The 26210-nt window shown below is 46.2% G+C and carries 26 protein-coding genes and 1 tRNA gene; 7 read left to right on the top strand and 20 right to left on the bottom strand.

Going from position 1 to position 26210, the window contains the following annotated elements:
* Position 1: 1 nt before the first annotated feature.
* The 12 genes from N7268_RS16780 to prmB form a co-directional block, all read right to left on the bottom strand.
* Positions 2 to 916: a type II secretion system F family protein gene (locus N7268_RS16780; RefSeq protein ID WP_260863769.1), complete on the bottom strand. Its 915-nt coding sequence runs from the start codon at positions 914 to 916 to the stop codon at positions 2 to 4.
* A complete protein-coding gene (locus N7268_RS16775; RefSeq protein WP_260863768.1) occupies positions 913 to 2202 on the bottom strand; it encodes a CpaF family protein in 1290 nt (429 codons plus the stop codon). The genes N7268_RS16780 and N7268_RS16775 overlap by 4 nt, the downstream gene beginning before the upstream one ends.
* Before the next feature lie 45 nt (positions 2203 to 2247).
* Positions 2248 to 3372: a hypothetical protein gene (locus N7268_RS16770; RefSeq protein ID WP_260863767.1), complete on the bottom strand. Its 1125-nt coding sequence runs from the start codon at positions 3370 to 3372 to the stop codon at positions 2248 to 2250.
* Positions 3373 to 3385: 13 nt separating this feature from the next.
* The gene (locus tag N7268_RS16765) at positions 3386 to 4795 is read right to left on the bottom strand and encodes a type II and III secretion system protein family protein (protein ID WP_260863766.1); all 1410 of its coding nucleotides are present in this window, start codon (positions 4793 to 4795) and stop codon (positions 3386 to 3388) included.
* A gap of 99 nt (positions 4796 to 4894) precedes the next feature.
* Positions 4895 to 5836: a hypothetical protein gene (locus N7268_RS16760; protein WP_260863765.1), complete on the bottom strand. Its 942-nt coding sequence runs from the start codon at positions 5834 to 5836 to the stop codon at positions 4895 to 4897.
* 328 nt (positions 5837 to 6164) lie between these two features.
* A complete protein-coding gene (locus N7268_RS16755; protein ID WP_260863764.1) occupies positions 6165 to 6392 on the bottom strand; it encodes a Flp family type IVb pilin in 228 nt (75 codons plus the stop codon).
* 521 nt (positions 6393 to 6913) lie between these two features.
* Positions 6914 to 7207, bottom strand: a complete 294-nt coding sequence (locus N7268_RS16750) for a YfcL family protein (RefSeq protein ID WP_260863763.1) — start codon at positions 7205 to 7207, stop codon at positions 6914 to 6916.
* A 32-nt stretch (positions 7208 to 7239) separates the two neighbouring features.
* A complete protein-coding gene (locus N7268_RS16745) occupies positions 7240 to 7788 on the bottom strand; it encodes an elongation factor P hydroxylase (protein ID WP_260863762.1) in 549 nt (182 codons plus the stop codon).
* Positions 7788 to 8597: a sulfite exporter TauE/SafE family protein gene (locus N7268_RS16740; protein WP_260863761.1), complete on the bottom strand. Its 810-nt coding sequence runs from the start codon at positions 8595 to 8597 to the stop codon at positions 7788 to 7790. Before N7268_RS16740 ends, N7268_RS16745 begins: the two co-directional genes overlap by 1 nt.
* The gene (mepA, locus tag N7268_RS16735; protein WP_260863760.1) at positions 8597 to 9421 is read right to left on the bottom strand and encodes a penicillin-insensitive murein endopeptidase; all 825 of its coding nucleotides are present in this window, start codon (positions 9419 to 9421) and stop codon (positions 8597 to 8599) included. Before mepA ends, N7268_RS16740 begins: the two co-directional genes overlap by 1 nt.
* A 3-nt stretch (positions 9422 to 9424) precedes the next feature.
* Complete coding sequence (aroC, locus tag N7268_RS16730; RefSeq protein WP_260863759.1) at positions 9425 to 10510, bottom strand: chorismate synthase; 1086 nt, start codon at positions 10508 to 10510, stop codon at positions 9425 to 9427.
* 38 nt (positions 10511 to 10548) lie between these two features.
* On the bottom strand, positions 10549 to 11481 hold the full coding sequence (gene prmB / locus N7268_RS16725; protein WP_260863758.1) for a 50S ribosomal protein L3 N(5)-glutamine methyltransferase: 933 nt from the start codon (positions 11479 to 11481) through the stop codon (positions 10549 to 10551).
* A gap of 166 nt (positions 11482 to 11647) precedes the next feature.
* Between prmB and smrB the strand changes: the two genes are divergently transcribed.
* Complete coding sequence (gene smrB, locus N7268_RS16720) at positions 11648 to 12199, top strand: endonuclease SmrB (protein WP_260863757.1); 552 nt, start codon at positions 11648 to 11650, stop codon at positions 12197 to 12199.
* A 90-nt stretch (positions 12200 to 12289) separates the two neighbouring features.
* On the opposite strand, the gene sixA is transcribed toward smrB, so the two are convergent.
* From sixA to N7268_RS16700, 4 genes are all read right to left on the bottom strand, one after another.
* Entirely contained in the window at positions 12290 to 12775 is a 486-nt protein-coding gene (gene sixA, locus N7268_RS16715) for a phosphohistidine phosphatase SixA (protein WP_048234808.1), read from the bottom strand.
* Between the two features lie 212 nt (positions 12776 to 12987).
* Positions 12988 to 15132, bottom strand: coding sequence for a fatty acid oxidation complex subunit alpha FadJ (gene fadJ, locus N7268_RS16710; RefSeq protein WP_260863756.1), 2145 nt, complete (start codon positions 15130 to 15132; stop codon positions 12988 to 12990).
* Positions 15132 to 16442, bottom strand: coding sequence for an acetyl-CoA C-acyltransferase FadI (fadI, locus tag N7268_RS16705; protein ID WP_198903450.1), 1311 nt, complete (start codon positions 16440 to 16442; stop codon positions 15132 to 15134). The genes fadJ and fadI overlap by 1 nt, the downstream gene beginning before the upstream one ends.
* Positions 16443 to 16617: 175 nt before the next feature.
* Positions 16618 to 16902 (bottom strand): YfcZ/YiiS family protein, encoded by a 285-nt coding sequence (locus N7268_RS16700; protein ID WP_198903449.1) that lies wholly within the window; start codon positions 16900 to 16902, stop codon positions 16618 to 16620.
* Between the two features lie 371 nt (positions 16903 to 17273).
* Here N7268_RS16700 and fadL point away from each other — a divergent pair, with 371 nt between their 5' ends.
* On the top strand, positions 17274 to 18623 hold the full coding sequence (fadL, locus tag N7268_RS16695) for a long-chain fatty acid transporter FadL (RefSeq protein ID WP_260863755.1): 1350 nt from the start codon (positions 17274 to 17276) through the stop codon (positions 18621 to 18623).
* Between the two features lie 72 nt (positions 18624 to 18695).
* Here fadL and mlaA read toward each other — a convergent pair whose 3' ends face one another.
* Positions 18696 to 19451 carry a phospholipid-binding lipoprotein MlaA gene (gene mlaA / locus N7268_RS16690; protein WP_096756318.1) on the bottom strand — a complete coding sequence of 252 codons (756 nt, stop codon included), beginning with the start codon at positions 19449 to 19451 and terminating at the stop codon, positions 18696 to 18698.
* Positions 19452 to 19738: 287 nt separating this feature from the next.
* On the opposite strand from mlaA, the gene N7268_RS16685 reads away from it, so the two are divergent.
* The 3 genes from N7268_RS16685 to N7268_RS16675 all read left to right on the top strand — a co-directional run bounded on the left by N7268_RS16685 (position 19739) and on the right by N7268_RS16675 (position 21697).
* Positions 19739 to 20680, top strand: coding sequence for a formate/nitrite transporter family protein (locus N7268_RS16685; RefSeq protein WP_260863754.1), 942 nt, complete (start codon positions 19739 to 19741; stop codon positions 20678 to 20680).
* 75 nt (positions 20681 to 20755) lie between these two features.
* Positions 20756 to 20830: transfer RNA gene (locus N7268_RS16680), tRNA-Arg, on the top strand.
* Positions 20831 to 21157: 327 nt separating this feature from the next.
* The gene (locus N7268_RS16675) at positions 21158 to 21697 is read left to right on the top strand and encodes a DUF2058 domain-containing protein (protein WP_260863753.1); all 540 of its coding nucleotides are present in this window, start codon (positions 21158 to 21160) and stop codon (positions 21695 to 21697) included.
* A gap of 178 nt (positions 21698 to 21875) precedes the next feature.
* Here the strand turns inward: N7268_RS16675 and N7268_RS16670 are convergent, their stop codons facing one another.
* The gene (locus tag N7268_RS16670; protein WP_260863752.1) at positions 21876 to 22118 is read right to left on the bottom strand and encodes a YfdY family protein; all 243 of its coding nucleotides are present in this window, start codon (positions 22116 to 22118) and stop codon (positions 21876 to 21878) included.
* Between the two features lie 441 nt (positions 22119 to 22559).
* Here N7268_RS16670 and lpxP point away from each other — a divergent pair, with 441 nt between their 5' ends.
* Positions 22560 to 23480: a kdo(2)-lipid IV(A) palmitoleoyltransferase gene (gene lpxP / locus N7268_RS16665; protein WP_260863751.1), complete on the top strand. Its 921-nt coding sequence runs from the start codon at positions 22560 to 22562 to the stop codon at positions 23478 to 23480.
* A gap of 44 nt (positions 23481 to 23524) precedes the next feature.
* On the opposite strand, the gene N7268_RS16660 is transcribed toward lpxP, so the two are convergent.
* The gene (locus tag N7268_RS16660; protein ID WP_198903444.1) at positions 23525 to 24139 is read right to left on the bottom strand and encodes a lysozyme inhibitor LprI family protein; all 615 of its coding nucleotides are present in this window, start codon (positions 24137 to 24139) and stop codon (positions 23525 to 23527) included.
* Positions 24140 to 24480: 341 nt separating this feature from the next.
* Here N7268_RS16660 and ypdK point away from each other — a divergent pair, with 341 nt between their 5' ends.
* Positions 24481 to 24552 (top strand): membrane protein YpdK, encoded by a 72-nt coding sequence (ypdK, locus tag N7268_RS16655; protein ID WP_115193904.1) that lies wholly within the window; start codon positions 24481 to 24483, stop codon positions 24550 to 24552.
* Positions 24553 to 24618: 66 nt separating this feature from the next.
* On the opposite strand, the gene alaC is transcribed toward ypdK, so the two are convergent.
* Positions 24619 to 25854 carry an alanine transaminase gene (gene alaC, locus N7268_RS16650; protein ID WP_260863750.1) on the bottom strand — a complete coding sequence of 412 codons (1236 nt, stop codon included), beginning with the start codon at positions 25852 to 25854 and terminating at the stop codon, positions 24619 to 24621.
* Between the last annotated feature and the right edge of the window lie 356 nt (positions 25855 to 26210).

The raw sequence follows: 26210 nt of genomic DNA, 5'->3' as shown, positions 1-26210 counted from the left end.
CTTACCCTACCTTATTCATCATCGACCATACTAAAAATAATCCAAAAAGAATACTGCCAACCGCATAATAAAGAATATAGCGCCCGGCATCTGTACCAACCAGTATTTCAAAGTTTTCAGGGGCGAGGAACTTCAGAAAGAAAAAGAAGAATACAGGAATAATTACTAATACTTTTACTGACATTCTTGCTTCTGCTGTCATAGCAATTTTTTTTCGATCTAAAGTCTTACTGGCAGAGATAAGCTGAGTCAAGCGAGACATAACTTCACTGACTTGCCCTCCACCTTTCATGTTAATAAGAACGGTAATAACAAACGAAAAAAACTCACTATATGGATAGCGTTTATATGCTTCCATAAATACACGTTCAGGATCATCACCAATATCTAAGCGCATCAATATGCGCCTAAATTCCTGACCAAAATCACTGTTTATTCGCTGGGCACATTCTTCGAATCCTTGCATTACAGGGCGACCAACCCTCACTGAACTGTTGATGATATTTAAAGCTTCTGAAAAATCCCGTTCAAAATCTCTGCGACTTTTTTTGACTTGTCTCATATAAAGAATATAGATAGTGGAAATAATCCCTATCACAAGCACAATTAAATTATTAAACTGTAAAAATTCAGAATTTACATATAATAGAGCACAACTTACAACAACTATCACACCAGTATGAACTGGGACTAACTCTCTATTTTTACCGATTAGGTTAGAGTGAGCCTTTTTTATTTTTCCTTTTATGACCTCTAATAAATCGCGTAATGCATTACCTTTCTCATCATTTTCTCTCGTGGCAATTATATTCGTAGCCAAGATTTTACTTTTTATCTCATTGGACCTTTTTAGTGCAAAATAGATTTGTGTTGCACCAAGGATAAGAATAATGGTGGATATGATAATTATCATCATGATACTTTATTCCCAAAAAGTTGGCGCAACGGTTCAAGGTAGCCATGAACAAGAGCCTGACGATAAACAGCAGAGCGTTGCAATAGTCCATTGCAGGTAAAAGTCCCTGTAATCATACCGTTTTGGTCGCGCTCTGGATTTGCTGTATATGAGAATATATCTTGTAAGATAATATTTTCACCTTCCATACCCATTATTTCTGTAATATTTGTTACTTTTCTTGAACCATCAGGTAAACGAGATGCCTGAACAATAATATTCACTGCACTAGATATATTGCGTCTGATCGCGATAAGTGGCAAAGCCGCATTTGCCATCATTATCATACTTTCCAAGCGGGCCAGTGCATCACGTGGATTATTTGCATGAAGAGTCGACATAGAGCCATCATGGCCCGTGTTCATAGCCTGCAGCATTTCAAAGGCCTCTGCACCACGACATTCCCCAATGATAATACGATCAGGCCGCATACGCAGGGCATTTATCACCAGATTTCGCATTGTGATTTGCCCCTGGTTCTCGGACCCCGCTAACCTTGTCTCAAGCCTTAGTACATGCGCTTGTTGTAAACGAAGCTCAGCCGCATCTTCAAGAGTAAGGACTCGCTCACTCTCTTCAATATACTGAGACATTGAATTCAGTAGCGTCGTTTTGCCTGAACCTGTTCCGCCAGAAACAATAATATTGACTCGACAACGGCTTGCAATAACCAAAAAGTTAGCCATCATTTCGTTCATACTGCCAAATTTAATTAACTCTCCCAGGTTAATCTTTCCTTTGCCAAATTTACGAATTGACATTGACGTTCCGTCAATAGAAATAGGCGATATTACTACGTTTAAGCGGCTACCATCTGGCATACGGGCATCCACTAACGGTTGTGCATCATCGATACGGCGACCGACTTTACCAACCAGTCTTCGCGCAATATCGGTTAACTGATCGTTGTTGATGAACTGCTTATCTGATAATTCCAGACGACCTTTGCGTTCTACAAAAATCCTGTCAGGGCCATTGACCAGAATATCACTGACGGAATCATCTTCCATTAGTTCACGTAAAGGACCATAACCTGTAATTTCATCGACAACCAGTTCACATAATTCCTGCCGTTCCGGTGCTGAAAGATAGTTTTCCGTGCGGTTATTATTAATAACTGCACGGACTACGCTGTTGACTTCATTGACAAGTTCAACCCTGTTATCTTTAATCCCTTCAATCTGCTCGAGATTAATAGCTTTAAGTACTTCCTGTCTAAAATATATAAACGAGCTCGATCTATTCATAAATCATCCATGATAAACAACTGTAATTTAATATCAGTGCACTACTTATTTCCGTTTAAAAATAGATGAGAGGTTAAACCATTTTCTGCCGAGAGCATCTTTGCTGTCACCATTGTTTCTCCCCAACATTTTCGCAGCAAAAGAATCAAGGTCAGACTGCAATATTTTTTTCTTAATATCCTTTCTATATGGGCTAACAATATCTATATTTTTACCAAGATAGTTTTCGATATCTTCATTTGATAACTCATCAGGTTTAGATTGGTGGTTTTCATTTAGGATAATGATATTTTTTGAACTATCCTGCAGCGAAGATGTTCGCTCAAGTTCATCAATAATAAGTCTGGCGTTGCGTACTGAGGATAACTCTCGTGTTACTACAATAAAAATAAAATCCGACCCAGGTATAACGAAAGCTAATTTATCACGAGTTTGCGTGGTGATGTTGTGATCAAAGATAACAATATTATAACTTTGATAATCTGGTAATTCGAACTTCCATGCTTCTTCATCAGTTTCTATCTTCATTCCTTGATGTGCATTAATTTTAGTGATCACTCCATCTCGCGTCAGGGTTGCATCTGAAATAAGATCTAAATCAGGTGTACTCGTATGTCCCTGGACTAAAAGTACAGGTAAATTACTGAGATCACCGAATGCTTTGAAAAGCCATAACGCCACACACGATGTTCCGCTTCCTCCTTTGCACCCAAGGATACTTAACTTCTGCGTATAGCTAGCTGCGCTAACCTGCTCGTCTGTTTTTTTAAGCGCAGCGCCAAGCATCATCAGTTGCGATTCAATATGTAAATATAAAGCTCCAATTCTTTTCATTTCATCACAGAAAATAATAGAATCCACATCACCTACAAATAATTTTTTTGTAGATACTGGAAACAAGAATTTTATTTTCTGTTCTATCACTTGGACATCACGAAAATCTGCTATATCAATAATAACATATTCACTTGATGAAATTTCCGCGTTATCAATCATATTCTCGAAAGATATATTGATAATATTAATATCCTGGCCACCGTTCATTCTAACCTGGGTAGAAAGCCCCGAGGAAACATGAGAACGAGCTGAGATTATCGAAGTTTTTCCAAAAGAGGATTTGCTAACAGCGGCCTCTGCGGCAGCTTTATTCAGTTTCGTCAGATCTAACATTTTCAATTCTCACTTATCGAACAAAACCACCACGGGAGATAAAATTTCTTCCCTCATTTTTTTCCAGTCTGTCATTATGCTCAGCAGCGACGCCGACATTGAAGAATAGTTTATCGACAGAGGTCTTATGGAACTGTGGTACCGGCAGTTTATAGCTTTCTGCCGCTGAGACTGGCTTCACTAATTTAACCGTAGCAAATACAACCAACTCACTTTTTTCCCGTTCTGCCTGCGAACTTCTGGCAAATGCCCCGAGGATTGGTATTTCCCCTGCATACGGAACTTTTGATAAACTTTCTTTATCGGATTCGCTCAGCAAACCGCCAATGACAAAACTGTCACCGTCGGCTAATTCAATGGTTGATTGGGTTTTTCGGGTATTAATTGTTGGGATGCTGTAAGAATTATAGGTATAACTGCCCGTTACATTGCTGAGTTCATTAGCAACAAAAAGTCGTATCTTATCATTGCGATTAACTTTTGCACCGATATTAAGACGAATACCATATTCTTTATATTCAACTGAAGTTGAGCTACTGCCACCGCTATCAACGACAATGGGTATTTCTCCACCGACCAAAAAGCTGGCATACTCACCCGATAACACAGTCAAGTTAGGCTGCGCCAACACCCTGGCAATACTGTCATTTTTCACTGCATTGATCACGGTACTGATGTTACCCGCATCAAAGCCGCCTTTAAATCCGATCAAACTAAAAACACCAGTATTATTTACAGACGAGCCGCCATTTATGATACTGTCTAGCGTTAAGCTACTCCATTCGATCCCGAGGGCATCGGTAAACTGTTTTGTGACTTCTACGACTGTCAACTTGACATTAACTTGTTGTGGTGATGAAAGGACTGTCATACGGTCAATAACGTTATCCCAACGACGCTTAGACAAGTGTTCAACATTAATTGAACCTACTCCACCATCGTCGCTATAAGTGACATCCTTTTCTTTTTTCACTGTACCAACAAGTCCACCGACAGTGTCATAAATTTGGTCTCGTACTTCTTCGTTGGCCACATCCCCAGTAATGACATACGTGGCTTTATCCACGCTCATGTAACGTTCAATGTTAATATTCGTTCCGGGGAATTGTTTATTTACTTTTGCAGCCAGTGCTCCTGCTAAACTGTCAACCGACACAGTCAGCTGTCGCAATACTTTTCCTTTACTACCGTAGAATGTTAAATCAGCAACACCCGCTTTTTTCCCAAACAAGACTACTTTTTTATTATCAATGACTTTGTAATCTGCAACTTCAGGATTAGAAACAAATACCGTGTCAATTTTTTGTGGTGATGATATATTTTTTGACTGTCCTTCTTTAATGACTAAATCCTCTGCCAGAGCCATTGACATTAAAGTGGGCAATGTTAATAGCAGCGCAAACACCCTTGCTTTTGTAAACATACTTCATCCTTTTAGTCATAAAGTGTGTCATCAATAAATGATGGGGCACATTAAAATAAAGATTATTAATAATAACAAAAATATAATGGCTTATATTTTCTATTTACTCTCACTTGCGCCACGGTATTCTCTAACCTTTTTTTCTTCCACAGGTTCTTCTTTCTTTTCTATAGTTTTTATTTCGTTAAACAAAATATTTCTATTATCAATCGGCCATTGACCTTCAGCGCCAATGAGTACCGAGTTTTCAGGATTAATCTCGGGCTGAGTTATACCATCTGTAGTTGGAAATATATAAAATCTACCACCATCCAACCCTTTTAATATACGTACCTCATCTGGCGTCAGTTCAACCAACATAAAGCCTTCTTTGCTCATCGGTGTTGTACTTTCTGACACTACTTTTTCTGCTAACCCCTTTACCGTGGTCTGAATAGAGAGTATTTTTTTATTTTTAAATAGTAGTTTAAAGCGACGATTAGAGATTATACCTTGCTCTGTATCTATTGTTGGGGTCGTTGTCACGTGGCCATCATCAGATGTTGCTTGCAGTAAATTGTAGGAGAGATAAATATCTACCCCCTCTCCAGCTTTAAGATTAGTGAACAAATAACTATCTGCCCTCTGAATTGAAAACCCATATACAATCTGACCTGGTTTTACTGACATATTAATATATTCGTCTGTTCCAGGTTTTATTAACGAGTGAACAGGAATTTCAGTACCTGCTTTGATAGCATTTTTTAGCATCCATTCATTTATAGAGTCATTTATTTGGAAGTTTTTAATTTCATCACTATCTTTTGCGACTGTTCGTGACTCTTGTGTAAAATCACTGGATGTCAGAACCATACCTGCGATTAAGTCTTTTTTTGCTACCGCAACAGATATCCTTTCCTGAGGGACTTCTACCTGTTGCACTTGTTGTGTTTGTTGAGACTGCACTACCTTTCTATTATTTGAAATAAAATAAAGCAGCATCCCAATAATGCCTATAACAATCATGGCAATATTAATTATTAATGAATACTTTTTGCTCATTGATTACCTCAAAATCCATTTTAAGAGAATGATTAATAGACACATCGAATCTACATGTGTATCAAATTTACTGATCAGATAGAAAAAACTATAAATTCATCGTCAATCGACATAAGTTAATATATGTTATTTTATTTCCATTAAGGAATAGCTACCGCACTAACTGTACTTGCGCACAGTAGAAAAATATTTCCAACATCATTAAACTTAAACGAATCAATATTCAAACAATAACTTTTTCTTATGTTTAATTAATAACTAAATGTTATTATATGGGCAAAGATATATTTTGCCCATATAGAGACATTCTATGAAATAGCCGTTAATATTATTTCATTGAACTCATAACAGTTTGGGATACCTGTTTGAAGATTGCCGTCAGTAAGTCATCCACTGTACCGCCTTTCCCGAAGATTACTGCAACAACAGCTGCAACCCCGCCAAGCACAATCGCATATTCCACTGCAGTGACACCGCGTTCGCTTTTGGCAAAATCGCGTACATTTTGAATCCCTGTGATTCCTTTGACATATGCTTTAATCAGCAGATCGTTCATTTTTCAATCCCTAAAATTAATATCATTATATTTACATCTTCTCTGTCCTTCATGTTCAGGACAGAAGTGTAGCCATATAACTCAGATATCCTAATATTCCCTAGCTATATAGCTAAGGTATTATGAACTATCTCCCTGCCCTATCTCATCCGCATACCCTGCGTTTAAGATTATATTTAAATCACAAAAAAGAATGATTTCCTTACCCCAAAATACAACATATTCGAATAACGAATTTCAACAACAGTATTTATAGAGGCATTCCTTAATAATTAGCTTTTATTGAGGAATGCCTTATTTCAATATAAACATTAAATATAAATTAACCATTGATATTATGAATAAATCATTTATGTTCAAATAAATTCAGAAAGGTAGGATTCCACATTAACCTGAGCCCAGGATTCATTTTTCCGGTTAAGAAGAAGATGTGACATAGTAAAAATACAGGCTGTCCGGTGGCAGGATTCACCGGACAGGAATGCTATTAATTGATGTGTTAACGCAAAATTGGCGGGAAATTACTCTAAAGGAAGGTTCTTGGCACTTGCCTGTTCAAAAAGGCTCTGCCACATATCTCTAACCAGCGCCTGATCACGCGGAGAAAGCTCCCCTGCGTTTATGGCCTTCTCGAGGCTGTTAGTCACACTGGCATGCACTGCCTGGGCGGAGTGATCATCGCCCCCCTCCAGTTCAGCAACCGCCAGCGTCAGGTGCCCACGCAAATATCCACTGGCAAACAACTCATCATCGCTGGCGTGCTCTACCATATCGTCGATTAATGCCAGAATGCGTGATTCAAACTCCGCGATCATCTTCTTTCCTCATTGTAAACGTGGCATTGGCTTCAATTGAGCGCTTCTGGCCACGGGAATTGTTCCGCCTTAAGTTCAGGCGTGTGATAATAATTCTGCAACGCTTTAATGAAACGCGCTGGACGTTCGGGAATCCCCTTCTCCAGATACTCCATCACCTGGGCATGCACACGGCGCTGGAATACCACGCGATCCGGTTCAAAGTCCCCTTCCAAGTTGTCGCAGCTGACGTTAAACGGATACCCCGCCGCCATGCAAAACAACCAGTCAAACGCCTGCGGTTTCACTTCTACGTCTTCAAACTGACATTGCGTTTTCGCATCCCGACCATCCGGGCAATACCAGTAGCCGAAATCCACCAATTCACGACGCGCTTTACCGGCAATGCACCAGTGTGAAATTTCATGCAGCGCACTGGCGTAGAAACCGTGTGCAAAAACAATACGGTGATACGGTAATTCTGCATCAGCAGGAAGATAGATTGGTTCGTCATCGCCTTTAATCAGACGGGTATTAAATTCGTCAGCAAAGCAATCGTTAAAAAGATCAATTAGCTGTTGGTAGTGATGGGTATTGTTCATTAGTTCATCCCCAGCCAGTGGAGAATCTCCTGTCCATGGTTATCGTAAAGTAGCTTGGCACTCATCACTGCAGAGACAATGACGATCATCGGCCGAATAAGTTTATGTCCTTTGCTGAGCACCAAACGTGACCCCATCCGCGCGCCAATAAACTGGCCAATGAGCATCACAAAACCAGTCGCCCAAATCACTTTGCCGCCAAGGGCGAACAGTAATAGCCCACCAATATTGGATGTGGCGTTCAAGACCTTGGCATGTGCTGTCGATTTTGCCAGGTTATAGCCACAAAGCATGACAAAAGATAACGCGTAAAATGATCCCGCTGCCGGGCCAAAAAAACCATCGTAAAAGCCGACACAGCCACCAGCCACCAACGCAAAAGGCAAACCATACAGCCGACGCTGCCGATCTTCTTCACCTATTTTAGGCATCAGCAGAAAGTAAAGGCCGATACAGATAACCAGGACGGGCAGAATTTGCCGTAAAATATCTGACTGCACATGCTGAACCAGTAAGGCGCCACTCATCGAACCGATAAACGTCATGGCGATATTGAGTTTCTGCTCAGCCAGGTTCACCACGCCGCGACGAATAAAATAGAGGGATGAGGAAATCGAGCCGCCACATGCCTGTAGCTTATTGGTGGCAAGTGCCTGCGCAGGCGGCATGCCAGCCGCCATCAGTGCCGGGATGGTGAGTAAGCCACCTCCTCCAGCCAGAGAATCAATAAATCCTGCCAGCATAGCCACACAAAAAAGGACGCCCAAAAGTAGCGGAGACACCATAAACAGCGCGGAAAAATTATCCATTAGAGTACATGCTCGTCCAGTAGCGCCTGGCAGGAAGGCGGCAATGGCGGCGGTGTCTTCTTCTCAGGCTTAGTTGTTCCAGGTTTAGGAGGTTCGAACCAGCTTTGCAACTCCGCACCACAACCATCACCCGGTGGAGGTAACGGCTGGTCCTGGCACTCCAGACTGTCAGCAGGACAACGTAGCCGTACATGCATATGAGCACGGTGCTGGAACCATGGTCGCACTTTTCGCAGCCAGTCCCTGTCGCTCCCTGCATCCAGACAAAGTTGCTGCTTAATTGCCGGATTCACGAAAATTCGCGTAACATCATTATCTTTTGCAGCCAGCCTGATCAGGCTGAAAATCTCCGGTTTCCAGAGCGATGGAACGACGCGTTTACCATCCTGTGAAACCAGATCCAACGCCTGTGGTCGCAGCAGTTGTGCCTGCGTCCAACGTGTTTTCGGCAATTGCAGGAAAATATCAACATCCAGCCCAGTCTGATGGCTCGCGTGTCCGCCATTGAAGCGTCCACCTGCTGGCATACCCATATCGCCTATTAATACCGTTCCCAGCCCCAGATTATTGGCCTGAGTACTCAGACGCTGAATAAATGTCACCAGATCAGGATGGCCGAAATAACGACGCTGATCGGTACGCATTACCTGATAATGGTCTGACTGCACAGGCAGCGTATCTGCCCCAACAATACAGCCATTGGAGAATGCGCCAATCGACTGCGCACTCCCCGCAATCGGGGGGGTAATTTTCTGCCACGGCGTTGCCGCCATACAGGCGGCGCTGGCAAAAAGAGCCAGCGCCGCAAGTGCCATTTTTTTCATTTTTTACCAGCGAGGAATGTCTATCTTCACATCCGCATTTTGCGCCCGTTGACGCAACAGGTGATCCATCAACACAATCGCCAGCATCGCCTCAGCAATCGGCACTGCGCGGATCCCAACACACGGATCATGACGTCCTTTAGTGATCATTTCGACTTCCTCGCCAAAGCGGTTAATGGTTCGCCCGGGAACAGTAATACTGGAAGTCGGTTTCAACGCCATATGGGCAACAATTTGTTGTCCGCTACTGATGCCGCCCAGAATGCCGCCAGCATGATTACTCTGGAAGCCTTCTTTGGTGATTTCATCTCGATTCTGACTGCCTCGCAGCGCGACAACATCAAAACCGTCACCAATCTCCACGCCTTTTACCGCATTAATGCTCATCAACGCATGAGCGATATCAGCGTCAAGACGATCGAAAACAGGTTCGCCAAATCCCGGAGGTACGCCGTTAGCGACAACGGTCACTTTCGCCCCGATGGAGTCACCCTCTTTTTTAAGCGCACGCATCAGTTCGTCCAGCGCCTCAATTTTCCCTGGGTCCGGGCAAAAGAATGGGTTCTGTTCCACCTGAGACCAGTCTTTAATCTCTAACGGAATATCGCCCATCTGGGTCAGACAGCCACGGATTTCAACACCAAATTTTTCTGCCAGATACTTTTTGGCAATCGCGCCAGCCGCCACACGCATCGCCGTTTCGCGCGCAGATGAACGTCCACCTCCACGGTAGTCGCGCAGACCGTATTTCTGCTCGTAGGTGTAGTCGGCATGACCCGGACGAAAAACATCTTTAATCGCGCCGTAGTCCTGCGAACGCTGGTCTGTATTCTCGATCAACAAACCGATGCTGGTGCCTGTTGTTACACCTTCGAACACGCCTGAAAGGATCTTTACCTGATCCGGCTCACGACGCTGCGTAGTGTAACGCGAAGTCCCCGGACGACGTCTGTCGAGATCGTGCTGCAGGTCGGCTTCTGTCAAAGGAATACCTGGCGGAACACCATCAACAATACAACCGAGCGCCAGCCCGTGTGATTCGCCGAAGGTCGTTACGCGAAAGAGTTGCCCAATTGTGTTTCCTGCCATCACGGCTCCGTTATAAATGTTGTGTTTGTGCGCGTGTATTAATCTTTGTAGATGTTGAAATGTTCGCGAGCAGCGATCAGCTGTTCTTTGGTCAGCATGAATACGCCATCCCCGCCGTTATCGAACTCCAGCCAGGTAAACGGCACATCTGGATATTGTTCTATCAGATGTACCATGCTGTTTCCGACTTCACAAATCAGAATGCCGTTATCCGACAGATAGTCAGGCGCGTTACCCAAAATGCGGCGAGTGAGTTTAAGTCCATCGCTACCGGACGCCAGACCCAGTTCAGGCTCGTGGCGATATTCGTTAGGCAGATCGGACATATCTTCTGCATCGACATACGGTGGGTTGGTCACAATCAGGTCATACTGAACTTTCAACAGATCACGGAACAAATCGGAACGGATCGGCGTGACGTGGTGGATGAGGCCATGTTCTTCAATATTCTGTTCGGTCACCGCCAGCGCGTCAGTGGAAATATCCACCGCATCGACTTCCGCTTCCGGGAAAGCATATGCACAGGCGATAGCAATACAGCCGCTGCCAGTACACATATCCAGAATATGCTGAGGCTGCTCGCTGATAAGCCCGGCAAAACGATTATTGATCAGTTCGCCAATCGGGGAACGAGGAACCAGTACACGTTCATCGACATAGAATTCATGTCCACAGAACCAGGCTTTATTCGTCAGGTAGGCAACCGGGATACGCTCGTTGACGCGACGAATAACACGTTCAACAATGCGATGACGCTCGCTGGAGGTCAGACGCGCTGTGCGCATATCTTCAGGAATATCCAGCGGCAGGTAAAGCGAAGGCAGCACCAGTTGCACCGCTTCATCCCACGGGTTATCGGTTCCATGGCCATACCAGATATTCGCCGCGCTAAAACGGCTAACCGCCCAGCGCAACATGTCCTGAATGGTATGCAGTTCACTCACTGCTTCATCAACGAAAATTTTATCCACGTATTCCTCCAGGGCATGCTCGCATTAAATTCGGCGGCTAGTTTGCCACGAAGGCGGCGATAAATCAGCATTCACGCGGAGACTGAACGTGAAAATTGCGTTTTAAGCGATCGGATGCCCGTCGAGTCGGGTTAAACTAACGGAAAATAAAAGATGAGACGCTCACATGAAAAAGAAAACATCGCTCAGCGAGGAGGACCAGACGCTGTTTCGCCAGCTGATGACCGGTACTCGTCAAATTAAGCAAGACACGATTGTTCATCGACCGCCACGTAAAAAAACCACCGAGGTCCCGGTCAAGAGGTTATTGCAGGAACAGGTTGATGCCAGCCACTATTTCTCTGATGAATTTCAGCCACTGCTCAATACTGACGGTCCGGTGCGATATCTACGTACCGATGTCAGCCATTTCGAACTAAAGAAAATGCGCCGTGGCGATTATTCCCCGGAACTGTTTCTTGATTTGCACGGGCTGACACAACAGCAGGCCAAACAGGAGTTAGGCGCTCTCATTGCCGCCTGCCGTCGTGAACATGTCTTTTGTGCCTGTGTGATGCACGGCCACGGGAAGCACATTCTTAAACAGCAAACGCCGCTATGGCTGGCACAGCATCCGCATGTTATGGCCTTCCATCAGGCGCCTAAAGAATATGGTGGTGACGCTGCGCTACTGGTTCTCATTGAAGTTGAAGAGTGGTTACCGCCAGAACTTCCCTGAGAGCGAAAACACAAAGAGCCGCATTTGCGGCTCTTTTTATTACCGGATGGCTTTTTGCCTTATCCGGCCCTGAACACATAGCGATTTCGATTAAATCGCTTTTGCCATTTTCAAATTACACGGGCTCATCTGCCAGTTGAAAATGCCCTTTCCGCTCTCATCAAGCGTTACACTGGCAATCGCTGATGTGGTAAACATTGGCGGTGTTTCACCAGGGCAAAGCTCTGACACCAGATATCCCACTAAAGGTAAGTGAGAGATCACCAGCGCCGTTGCGATACCTTCGTTGGCCAGAGCCTGCAAATAGGCGCTGACCAGACCGACATCGCCGCAGGGAGTCAGCTCCGGCAAAACATCCACACCGGTTGGCAGGTTCATACACTCACCTACGACATCCAGCGTTTGTTCGGCTCGCAGGAACGGGCTCACCAGAACACGTTCGATATCCACTTTTTGACCTTTCAGCCAGTTCGCCATCAGGCGAGATTCGTCACAACCACAAGAGGTTAAGGGACGAACCGAATCACTGGCGGCATCGAGGGCCGCGTCGCCGTGACGCATGATAAAAACTTGCATATTGCACCGCTTTTGTTAACCAGAATCACCAACACGCTGACTCACAGCCCCTATTGACCGTGGTAACGATGTTGGTGGCCGGCATTGTGCCTTATCCATTCACCGAATGAAACGCTGTTTTTTACCTCAATGGCGTAAGTATAGTCAATCTCTGTTTACATTTTGAGCATGACTCATACATTCAGTGCGGATTCATCCTACCTTTGACCTCATTAATTCAGGTCAGTTTCCCCGTTATTCCAGAAACGTTCACCGCGTTCCGCCATCCGCAATAACTGCTCACACGGAGTAAACCGGGAACCATATTGCGTCGCCAGTCGCTGCAGAATCGCAACCACTTCACTCGCCCCGAGTGAATCCATATACCGGAACGGGCCGCCCAGAAATGGCGGAAAACCAATACCAAACACAGCACCAATGTCACCATCTCTTGCGCTGCGGACTATCTTCTCATCGAAACAGCGCGCTGCCTCGTTAAGCATTAACATGACACACCGCTCTGCGATCTGCGGGGCAGTATGTCGGCTCTGCCCCTGTGCGCCAATAAGCGTATAAATTGCAGGGTCGACCTGTTTTTTGCTTTTACGCCCTTTCGCACCATAAAGATAGAAACCACGACCATTTTTTCTACCTTTGCGATCATCATTCAAAATTGAAGCAACAATATTTGCAGGTGCGCTAAAACGTTCTCCATAAGCCGCCTCCAGTACAGGTATAATTTTAGTCCCGGTATCAATTCCAACCTCATCCAAAAGTTGGATCGGTCCTACCGGAAAACCAAACTTTACCAGTGCGGCATCAATATGCTCAACGCGCTCACCTTCGATAAGTAAGCGGATCGCCTCATTGATATATGGCGCAAGAATACGATTAACATAGAACCCAGCTTTATCACGTACCACAATGGGTGTTTTACCCTGTTTTTTCGCAAGCTTAACCGTAGTGGCAATGGTTTGTTCAGAGGTTGTCGCATGAGGGATGACCTCCACCAGCGGCATTTTTTCCACCGGACTAAAGAAGTGCAAGCCAATGACCTGCTCAGGTCTGGCAGCAGTAGCGGCAATGTCGCTAATTGGTAAAGATGAGGTGTTAGAGGCAAAAATAGTGTGGGAAGCACAATTTTTCTCAACTTCGGCCACCATCTGTTGTTTTAATGGCAGATCTTCAAAAACCGCTTCAATAACCAGATCCCGATGAGCAAAACCGCGATAGTCGGTTGATCCCGAAATCAACGCCAGTTGTTTGTCACGCTCACCGGTTTTAAGATGACGCCGACGCACTTTCGTTTCAAGTTGATCCCAACTGTATTTCAGCGCGTGATTGATTCCTTTAGCATTAATATCTTTAATGCGTACTGGCAGGCCACCTTTACAGGCCGTCACGTATGCAATACCCCCCCCCATCAAACCACCGCCCAAAACGCCAACGCTATTCAGTGGAGCTGGTTGTGCATCGCTGCCGGGATCTTTTTTCACTTCGGTGTTAGCAAAAAAGATATTACGTAATGCCTGGGACTGAGGCGTCATGACCAGTTCGCCAAATGCACGGGCTTCGGCGTCATAGCCACTGCTGCTTCCCTGCGCCAGACCGGTTTCTATCACCTCAAGGATACGTTCCGTCGCAGGGTAGTTCCCCTGTGTTTTTTGTGCCGTCTTTTTACCGACCATTCGAAACAGCAGTGTCCGCCCAAGCGGCCCTGCCAACACGCGTTCGCGCACAGGGAGGCTTCGCTGCGCAGAGTTGTCCTTTTTGGCCATCTCGACCGCCGCTTCCAGCAGAATAGTGTGCGGTACCACTTCGTCTACCAGCCCAACTTTCAGCGCCTGTTTGGCTCGTAATTGTTTACCCGTCAGGATCATATCCAGCGCGGTACTCACGCCAACCAGACGTGGTAATCGCTGTGTCCCCCCGGAACCTGGCAGCAAACCTAACTGAACTTCCGGCAAACCTAACACCGTTTTGGCATCGTCAGTACAAATACGATGATGGCATGCCAGCGCCATCTCCAGACCACCGCCCAGGCATGCGCCGTGAATCGCGGCGATAACCGGGATCGGCAACACATTGATTTCCGCCATCATCTGCTGCCCCTGGCGGGCCAGCGTTTCGGCTTCCTGCGCGCTACAGCAACTGCCTATCATGTTGATATCCGCCCCAGCGATGAAATTATCTGGTTTTGCTGAGATGAACACGACGCCGCGCAGCGCCTTGTTTTCACGAATTTGTTTCAGAATGGCCCGAACCTGCGAAGCAAACTCCGCTTTCAGGGTATTCATTTTCTCGCCGGGAACATCAATGGAAACCACCGCCACGTTATCCAGACGCACATGTAGCGTAAAAGCCGATGTCATTTCCATTATTCCGCCTCCAGAACCATTGCCGCACCCAGACCACCCGCCGCACAAGCGGTCACCAGACCAAACCCACCGCCACGACGTCGTAATTCATGGAGAGTCTGGGTGATCATCCGAGCACCGGTCGCAGCAAAGGGGTGCCCATAGGCTATTGAGCCACCCAGGACATTGAATTTACTGTCATCCACTTCGCCTGTAGCATGCGTTCGGCCCAATACTTCTCGGGCAAAACGTTCGCTGCCCAGTAGCTGGAGATTTGCCAGTGTTTGTGCGGCAAAGGCTTCGTGCATATCAATCAGCGTTAAATCGGCCATCGTCAGACCCGCACGTTCCAGCGCAAGCGGTGTCGACCACGCAGGTCCAAGCAGCATATCCTGCCAGACATCAATGGCGGTAAACGCAAAGCTGCGCAAGTAACCCAGTGGCACCAGTCCCAGCTCTTTCGCGCGGGATTCGGTCATTAAAATCACGGCAGCAGCACCATCTGTCAAAGGAGTACTGTTTGCTGCCGTTACCGTGCCGTGTTTTCTGTCAAACGCAGGGCGCAGTCTGGCGTAATCCGCTAACGTAGAGTCGCCGCGAATATTGTTATCTTCTGAAAAGGGATGTTTAAACGGTGGCGCGTAAGTGGTCATCACCTCATCTGCCAACTTCCCCTCCGCCCAGGCCTGAGCGGCACGTTGATGAGAACGATGCGCCAGTGCATCCTGTTGCTCACGCGTGATGCCATACGTTTTTGCCATTTGCTCAGCGGTATCTCCCATCCGTAAACCGGTGGAGTACTCAGCGACGGCAGGTGGAACGGGCATCAGGTCACGCAAACGCAGTCGGGAAAAGAGTTTAAGACGCTGGCCGGTGGTTCGGGCTTTATTCACGTCCACCAACACTCGTGCCAGGGTCTTGCTCACACCAATTGGCAGCACAGAGGAAGAATCCGCCCCGCCAGCAATTCCCGCGCGAATCGAGCCTGCCATCAGGCTTTCCGCGACATTCGCCACTGCCTGGAAGCTGGTAGCGCAAGCCCGGCTTACACTGTAAGCATCCGTATGAACATTCATCCCAGTGCCTAATACGATTTCCCTGGCAATATTGGGAGCTTCAGGCATTTGCACGACCTGACCAAATACCAGTTGCTCGATCGCTTCGGCAGGTATTTCACTGCGTGCGAGCAACTCCCCCACGACCATTTTTCCCAAATCAACGGCGGGAATGCCATGAAACGCGGTCGCCTGGCGGGCAAATGGCGTACGCAGTCCGCTCACAATGGCGATGCGATCGCCCTGACGGGTAACCAGCGGTAAAGCCTGACTCATAACACTCCCCTGTAAAAAATAAAATAAGTGGTCTGACCTGATCACAGTCTTAACCAATTTTTTACATTTAGCCAAGCGGAGAGAAAAGAAAGTGGGAGCTATGACACAGTGAATAATCACTGCTTGTTACGAAAATGCCCTTGCCTGAACTGGACAAGGGCATTTGAAGAAGGGATTAACGCAGACCCAACTGGAAGATTAGCGTTTCAGCTTCGCAAGCGAAAACAAAGTCGATATCCAGACGCACACCGTCTGACTCTTCGGTAAAAGTCGAGGTGATTTTACAAGGTTCAGATTCCACACCACGCGCCTTCTCGGTCAGAGCGGCCAGTGTTTCTTCTGCCTCTGCGCGATTCGCGAACACGCGGCTGTATGACGCGGTGCAATCGGAGTTGTCCATGATGGTGCCAACATCCATACAGCAGCAAACCGGGGTTTCATCAGCACTGCATTTACTCATTGTAGATTTCCTCTGTATTCGCACCTGAGGTGCCAGATAAACGATGGGGATATTTTACGCCGCCATTATTCGCCTCTCCAGTCGTTAATTGTATGAAATGAGATAAGTGACCGAAATCACACTTAAAAATGATCTAAAACAAAAATCACCCAAACAGGTGAGTGCGGCCCCCCGCAATTTTGCCAGCTGGATCGCGTTTTTAAGATCATAATTGAAAAAACTTATAAACATACTTGCAACATTCTATCTGGTCAGACCTATACTCTCGCCACTGGTCTGATTTCTCTCTCGAACCTCAGACCCTACACTTCGCGCTCCTGTTACGGCATGTAACATTGTTTGTATAAAAATAAATCTATGAGGTTATGGTCATGAGCCAGAAAACCCTGTTTACAAAGTCTGCTCTCGCAGTCGCAGTGGCAATTATCTCCACACAGGCCTGGTCTGCAGGCTTTCAGTTAAACGAATTTTCTTCCTCTGGCCTTGGCCGGGCATATTCGGGTGAAGGCGCGATCGCGGATGACGCAGGTAACGCCAGTCGTAACCCGGCACTGATTATGATGTTTGACCGCCCGACTTTTTCTGCAGGTGCGGTGTATATTGATCCAGACGTTAATGTTACTGGTCACTCTAACTTAACGGGTCAAAATGCTGATGCAGACAATATTGCACCAACGGCATGGGTGCCAAATCTGCATTATGTGGCACCGATCAACGATCAGTTTGGTTGGGGTGCATCAATAACCTCTAACTATGGTCTCGCAACCGAATTTAACAACAACTACGCTGCGGGGATCTATGGTGGTAAAACCGACCTGCAAACACTAAACCTTAACCTTAGTGGTGCCTATCGTCTGAATAATAGCTGGAGCTTCGGTCTCGGTTTCGATGCTGTTTATGCAAAAGCGAAAATCGAGCGTTATGCTGGTTCTCTGGGTCCTCTCCTTTCACAGCAACTCGTCAATAATGGTGTTCCAGCATCATGGACCAACGGCATTAATACACCAGATTCTCAAATTGCCCATCTGAAAGGTGACGAGTGGGGATTCGGTTGGAACGCGGGTATTCTTTATGAACTCGACAAAAATAACCGCTGGGGCCTGACTTATCGTTCCGAAATAGAAATCGACTTTGAAGGCGATTATAAGAGCTCAATTAACCCTAATTTGAACAATATTTTTGCCAATATGGGGCTTTCAAGTCTGCCATACGGTACAGGTGGAGCAACGCAAAGCGGTTCTCTGACGCTAAATCTGCCTGAAATGTGGGAAATATCTGGTTACAACCGTATTGCGCCACAATGGGCGATCCATTATAGCCTGGCATATACCAGTTGGAGTCAATTCCAGGAGCTAAAAGCCACCGGTAATAGCGGCCAGCAACTCTTCTATAAAGACGAAAGCTTTAAAGATGCTTATCGCATTGCGTTAGGTACTACTTATTATTATGACAAAAACTGGACGTTCCGTACTGGTATCGCCTATGACGATAGCCCGGTTCCAGCTAATAAGCGCTCTATTTCCATTCCAGACCAGGATCGCCTGTGGCTGAGCGCGGGTACCACATACGCATTTAATGAAGATGCTTCTATTGATGTTGGCGCATCTTATATGCACGGTCAAAGCGTGAAATTCACCGAGGGTGAAGGTGTAGCGGCATACTCCTTCAAATCTGAAGGTAAAGCCTGGCTGTTCGGTACCAACTTTAACTACGCATTCTGATTTTCTTCAGGACGGGTCACAAACGTAAAAAAGGTGAGCTTTTTAGCTCACCTTTTTATTTGCGCCAATTCCTTACTCGGAATCGATATCTTTTAAATCATCCTGAATCGCTTGTGCGTTCGGATTTTCTTCTGGTTTGAGTTTCCCACCGTTCGCAATGAAGTCATGACGCTGGAAATAAGCTTCACGCACCATGATGTACGGATCGGAAGATTGACGCAGCAGACCATCGGAATCGAGCAGTTGCGCGCGGGTTTCAATCCCTTCAATAGTCCATTTACCAACCGACAACGGCCAGGTCAGCCACGACAGCACTGGATACAGTGTATCTACCATATCACCACCGTCGTCACGCACGGTAAAGCTGCCGTAGAACGGAAGCTGCATATACGGGCCATAACCGACATCGTAATGACCTAGCGTGCTACCAAAGCGGTGTGGTTCAACGCGCTGCAGTTTCGGATTCGCCATACCGGCAACATCAATAAAGCCACCCATACCTAACAGGGTGTTCAGGAAGAAACGGGTAAAATGCACCATCCCCTGATAAGGATCACCTTGCAGGAAATAGTTAACCATTACAGCCGGTTCTTCGAGGTTACCCGTGAAGTTGCTCAAACCATTTCGGGCGGGTTGCGGAACATAATCACGCCAGGCTACTGCCACTGGTCGAACAACATACGGATCCAACACATTAAAGTTGAAGTTGTACATGGTGCGGTTGAACCCTTCAAATGGATCCGAGCGCCCCTGCTGTTCTGTACCGGAGCTCGCACACCCCACCAAAAGTGTGGTTCCCAGCGCAAGCGCCGACAGGCGAAGCTTCATAAGTGTCTCCCTGTATATTATGGCTATCGCTGATTGCCATCCGTGACGGAACAATGACGTATCCGCCTGTTTAGATGTGAGCGATTGTAACAGCACGTCAAACGATGTCTACATACCCTGCCTTACTGATTTGATCATAGCCTGGTAATACAGAGATCGCGGTGTTTCTATTCTACCGAACCCAATAAAAACAGATGTTACCATTTTTGCGATTTCAGAATTTCTCCCGCTGAAAAGAGGATAAAAGCGCTACGCTTTAGCTATGCGTGCTTATTCAGGGTCCCGGTATGAATGACATCGAAAAAGAAAAAATCGATCAACACAGCGACGAACTCGAAGTTGAAAGCGAAGAAAAGTTAAAGGGTAAAAAAATTGAGCTTGACGAGGATCGGCTTCCCTCCCGTGCAATGGCCATTCACGAACATATTCGCCAGGACGGGGAAAAAGAGATGGAACGTGATGCGATGGCATTGCTGTGGTCAGCGATTGCAGCCGGGCTATCAATGGGTGCCTCGTTACTGGCAAAGGGCATTTTTCACGTACAACTTGAGGGGGTTCCTGGCGGATTTCTGCTAGAGAATCTCGGTTATACCTTCGGGTTTATCATTGTCATTATGGCGCGTCAGCAACTCTTTACCGAGAATACCGTGACTGCCGTACTGCCGGTCATGCAAAACCCCACCCTCGGTAATTTCGGCCTATTAATGCGTCTGTGGAGCGTGGTGTTGCTGGGTAATATTCTTGGCACCGGCATCGCCGCATGGGCTTTTGAATACATGCCGATTTTTGATGAAACAACCCGTGACGCCTTTGTCAAAATTGGTATGGACGTCATGAAAAACAGTCCCGTTGAAATGTTTTCCAACGCCATTATTTCCGGCTGGTTAATCGCGACAATGGTCTGGATGTTTCCCGCTGCAGGTGCAGCAAAAATTGTAGTCATTATTCTAATGACCTGGCTGATTGCGTTAGGCGATACCACGCACATCGTCGTGGGTTCGGTTGAAATTCTCTATCTGGTCTTTAACGGCACGTTGCACTGGGGAGATTTCATCTGGCCCTTTGCGTTGCCAACGCTTGCCGGAAATATCTGCGGTGGAACCTTCATTTTTGCGCTGATGAGCCATGCGCAGATCCGCAACGACATGAGCAATAAACGTAAAGAAGAAGCCCGGTTACGGACTGAGCAGGATGAAAAAAAGCAGAAAAACCAGAAAAAACAGTCCTGAATGGTGACTGTTTGAGCAGTCAGGCGGCCTGAGGCTTACCGCTGCGAGGAAAAAACGCTATAATCGCGCCGCCTCGTCCCCTTAGTTAAATGGATATAACGAGCCCCTCCTAAGGGCTAGTTGCAGGTTCGATTCCTGCAGGGGACACCATTTCACAGTTCGCCACTCTCCGCATTAGCTCGCAATAGAACGTTGACAGCCGCATGCTTCAGCGGGTAAAAAACGAGTAAATCATTTTACCCATGCTATCCCTCAAGCAGATCGATTCGGCAAAGACGAAAGATAAACCGTACCGGCCGCCAGTTATCAGAAATGCAGGCATTGCTTAGCAACGTTTTACATCTGAATATTGACCGCTAAATTATAAAATTGTGTTTATTATCAATGCCATACTTTTCACCATCCCCGTAATCTGGCATCCCGTCTAACGTTAAGGTTATAATCCTGGTAACGATTTTACTGGATTCAGAAGCGAACATGACAAAACTCACCCTACAAGAGCAGATGCTTAAAGCAGGTCTGGTCAGCAGCAAAAAAATGGCGAAAGTACAGAGGACGGCGAAAAAGTCGCGTGTACAGGCTCGTGAAGCCAGAGAAGCTGTGGAAGAGAATAAAAAGGCACAAATTGAGCGAGACAAACAACTCAGCGATCAGCAAAAGCAAGCTGCATTGTCTAAAGAATATAAAGCGCAGATAAAGCAGCTTATTGAGATGAACAAAATCACCATTGCAAATGGCGATATCGGTTATAACTTTACCGATAATAATCTCATTAAGAAAATATACGTTGATAAGACCACCCAGGCGCAATTGATCAAAGGGCGTCTTGCCATTGCGCGTCTGACTGCAGAAAGTGACCGTGATAGCGAATACGCGATTATACCGGCAATCGTGGCCGATAAAATTGCGCAGCGCGATGCCGATTATATTGTATTAAATTGCGAGCTGAGTCAGGAAGACAAGGATGAAGACGATCCGTATGCTGATTTCGTCGTGCCTGATGATTTGATGTGGTAAAAACAATTACATCTTAATAAAGATATCTTTTACGTAGTCGATATCAACAATCAGGCTCAGCGTCAGCCCTTTAGAGACAAAAAGTGCCAGCCATGCTGGCACTTAAGAATCATCGCATAAAAGCTAAAAAAAACATCAACGTGAAATTTGAGTTTATTTTCAATCATGACGCATCACGTTAATGCTTACCGTCCCCCACCATAAAGCGAATGATCAAACCGCATGTTGGAGCAAGAAAAAGAAACAATCCTGTGACCATTTCATCACCACTAGTCAACCGCATGGTAACGATGTAAATTAATGCCGTCAGGATGGCCATGCCGATAAATGAACTGACTGACGCCCAAACGCCCAGTACCTGCCAGATGTAGCAACTGACACAGAGAATACTCAGTATGAGAAAAGTCCAAAAATAGAGCATCGCGGTACCTCCTGTCTGCCATAAAACTTCGCGTAAGTCCTTACACTCCATTCATTTTATATTCTAAGACAATTCCTATCAGCACGCAATTTGAGCAACATTTACGTTACAATAGCAACGCCCTGTTTCTGCTGGATTATTAACCCAGCTTTTATTTAATCATCATAAAAACAACAGATTATATATAACTTCATTTTTTGTTTATGCCCATCAAAAAACATTTACGATTATTGATTATTTATTTCTGGCTGTGATTAATCTTCAAGTGGTACATTATGCCTCCGATCATTCACGCCCTCCCGTGGTTATGTCCTGACGCAGCTTTACACTATTTACAGGAACCATTGCCGTTCATGGCGGCCTAACGATCAGTAGCAGAGTGTACCGCTGTAGACAAAGAATCTTCGCGATACATATTTTTCGTATCAACAGCAGGTGCTTATGTTCCCCCAATGTAAATTTTCACGCGCGTTTTTGCATCCGAGCTACTGGCTCACATGGTTTGGTGTCGGTGTGCTCTGGTTACTGGTGCAACTCCCCTACCCCGTATTGTGCTTTTTGGGTACCCGTACCGGTACGCTCGCACGTCCATTTTTAAAGCGCCGTGAATCTATTGCACGTAAAAATCTTGAACTCTGTTTCCCAAATCGGTCACAGGAAGAGAGAGACAAGCTGGTCGAAGAGAACTTTCGCTCACTCGGTATGGCGTTACTGGAAACAGGTATGGCCTGGTTTTGGCCTGACCGCCGGGTCCGCAAATGGTTTGATGTTGAAGGTCTGGACAACCTGAAACGTGCCCAGACGCATAACCGTGGCGTGATGGTAGTAGGCGTACACTTTATGTCTCTGGAGCTGGGCGGGCGCGTTATGGGGCTTTGCCAACCGATGATGGCAACGTATCGCCCGCATAACAATAAATTGATGGAGTGGATACAGACTCGCGGTCGTATGCGCTCAAACAAAGCGATGATCGGCAGAAATAATCTGCGTGGTATTGTCAGCGCACTGAAAAAAGGGGAAGCCGTATGGTTTGCTCCCGATCAGGACTACGGCCGTAAGGGAAGTTCATTTGCGCCCTTCTTTGCTGTCAAAAATGTCGCCACCACCAACGGTACCTATGTGCTGTCGCGGTTATCGGGTGCTGCGATGCTGACAGTTACCATGGTGAGAAAAGCGGACAACTCTGGTTACCGCCTGTTTATCACCCCAGAAATGGAAGGTTATCCGGCAGATGAAAACCAGGCCGCAGCTTATATGAACAAAATTATTGAGAAAGAGATCATGCGTGCCCCCGAGCAGTATCTCTGGATCCATCGTCGTTTCAAAACTCGCCCGATGGGTGAAGCCTCGCTGTATGTCTAAAAAGAAAGGCCGAAAGGCCTTTCTTTTTTCCTTCTGCCGCTGAACTACTTAACGTGCCATTTGTTCTGTAGTTCAGTCATTCGCTGCGTATATTCTCGGGAAATACAGGCTGGCTTATCCTGTTCTTTCCAGCACTCGTTGCGCCCTTTTATCCAACCGCGTTGTTCCGCTTTCAGCATCGGATCATTTTTCGATTTAACGAGCGCTTGCTTATACATCCCGTTTAATTTCAGGTCCATGGCTGAAAGCGACGGGTTCTGGCAAACGATCTCCTCCATACTTCCCTTCTCGACAGCAGAACATGAGAAAGACGGTCCAGTCTGAGGTGAGGCCTTTGTCGGAGAAAAATCGATATTATCTTCAGGCAGACAAATCCCATGCTTGCGGTCAGGCCCCGTCCAGGAGACATCGGGGTTGCCATCATCTTTGCGGGAAATCGACACGGTGTTCTTACCGCTTTTCGCTTCCCAAAAATTCTCGTTGACTGTCTTAACAGTTGCTTTCGCACCATCTATCCAGACATTACCTTTACCATCACTATTCACACCACCAATACTTGCGCAGCTGAAATTAAACGCCAGCGGCGAGGCCGCCATCGACGTCAGTGGTGTTAAAACGAGCGCTAGCATCATTAATCTGGTCATTTTTAACCTTTTCATTATCAAATTACGCGAAAAATTAACCGCATTAACCTCATGGCGATATGAGAATTCTCTGAGTAACCATTGCGTCGCTCAATGGTGATTTATTACCGTCAGAAATCAAACTGTCGCCGAATCACGACACTTGTAAGTTATTAAAATTAAATAAAAAAATGCCTCTTGTTTCGCCCCATTTTTAGGCGTACATTAGCGCCGTCTGGAGCACTAAAGCTCAGAATTCTGAGGTGATGCAATACAGCAGACGAGGGGTTTTCTCCCTTTTGTTCTTGTAAGCATCAGCTCTCTGTCAGGTAAGCGTATGTTCATTTTGCGTACTTTTGTACGCGGAGAGATGAAAAGTGAAATATTTCTTTATGGGCGTTTCATTTATGGTCATCGTTTGGGCCGGTACTTTTGCCCTGATGATCTAAATTTGAAGATGCAGCAAAAAACAGGAGCCATCTGGCTCCTGTTTGCTTTTGGGGGTTTAGCTTCTGTTAGTCGGCATTTTCAGCGGCGGATTTACTGGCAGGCAATAAGCCATCTGCACGGAACATGGCTTTAATCCCCCTAACCGCCTGACGGATGCGATCCCGGTTCTCAATCAACGCAAAGCGCACATGCGTATCACCGTAATCACCAAAACCAACCCCCGGCGAAACGCATACCTTCGCGTCATTCAGCAGTTTCTTGGCAAATTCCAGTGACCCCATCTCCGCATACTGTTCCGGGATTTTCGCCCAGACATACATCGACGCCTTGGGCATTTCGACCATCCACCCCGCTTCGTGTAGCCCTTTAACGAGCACGTCACGACGACGCTTGTATTGCTCAGCAATATCCCGTACGCACTGTTGGTCGCCTTCCAGCGCAGCAATAGCCGCCACCTGCAACGGCGTAAAAGTCCCGTAATCGTGATAGCTCTTAATGCGAGCCAATGCATTCACTAACGTTTTGTTGCCAACCATAAAACCAATACGCCAGCCCGCCATGTTGTAGCTTTTCGACAGGGTGAAAAATTCAACCGCAACATCGCGCGCACCGGGCACCTGCATAATCGACGGCGCTTTCCAGCCATCATAGACAATATCGGCATAGGCCAGGTCATGAACCACCAGCACGTCGTAACGTTTAGCCAGCGCAATCACTTTCTCGAAGAACTCCAGTTCAACGCACTGTGCTGTCGGGTTGGAGGGGAAACCCAAGATCATCATCTTCGGTTTCGGGTAACTTTCGCGAATCGCTCGCTCCAGTTCATTAAAGAAATCGACACCTTCCACCAGCGGCACAGAACGCACCTGCGCACCGGCAATGACGGCACCGTAAATATGGATAGGATAACTCGGGTTTGGCACAAGGACCGTGTCACCGTGATCCAGCGTGGCCAGCATCAGGTGCGCCAGCCCCTCTTTGGAGCCGATGGTCACAATGGCTTCGGACTCAGGATCGATTTCAACGTCATAACGCTCCTGATACCAACGGGAAATCGCCCGACGTAGCCGTGGAATACCGCGAGAAGTGGAATAACCGTGCGTATCTGCACGCTGTGCCACAGTACACAGTTTTTCGACAATGTGAGGAGGCGTTGCCCCATCGGGATTCCCCATACTGAAATCAATAATATCTTCGCCGCGCCGACGCGCAGCCATTTTCAGTTCTGCTGTGATGTTAAAAACGTAAGGGGGAAGGCGATCAATACGCGTAAAGCGACGTTCAGGGCGGGAGTCAGCCATAATATCCTCAGATTAACGTTAGCGCCCGGACCGTCCGAGCGACGCTGCCACGATGGGTGGCACGTTTAGAAAATAGCCTGATCAATTTCCCTCTGTCGAGAGGTAAACAAAAATATTTTTTATGCACAGAAAAGAGGAACAGAAAAAAGAAAAAGGGAAATCACTTATTTTAAACCACTTCAATTATCACTAATCATTAACATTTTGATACTTTAAAATTTACCATACAACTCAACCACTCCTGAGATTTTCTTGTAAACTAACCTCTTCGTTACAATCCCCTTTTAATATTATGGTTTTTCCTCATTAGGCAGCACATGCAGGTATGCTGGTCATCCTGTCTCCGGTTACCTATC

The sequence above is a fragment of the Citrobacter sp. Marseille-Q6884 genome (genome assembly GCF_945906775.1).
In the GTDB taxonomy this organism is placed as follows: Bacteria; Pseudomonadota; Gammaproteobacteria; order Enterobacterales; family Enterobacteriaceae; genus Citrobacter.
This window is presented reverse-complemented; position numbering and strand designations above follow the sequence as displayed.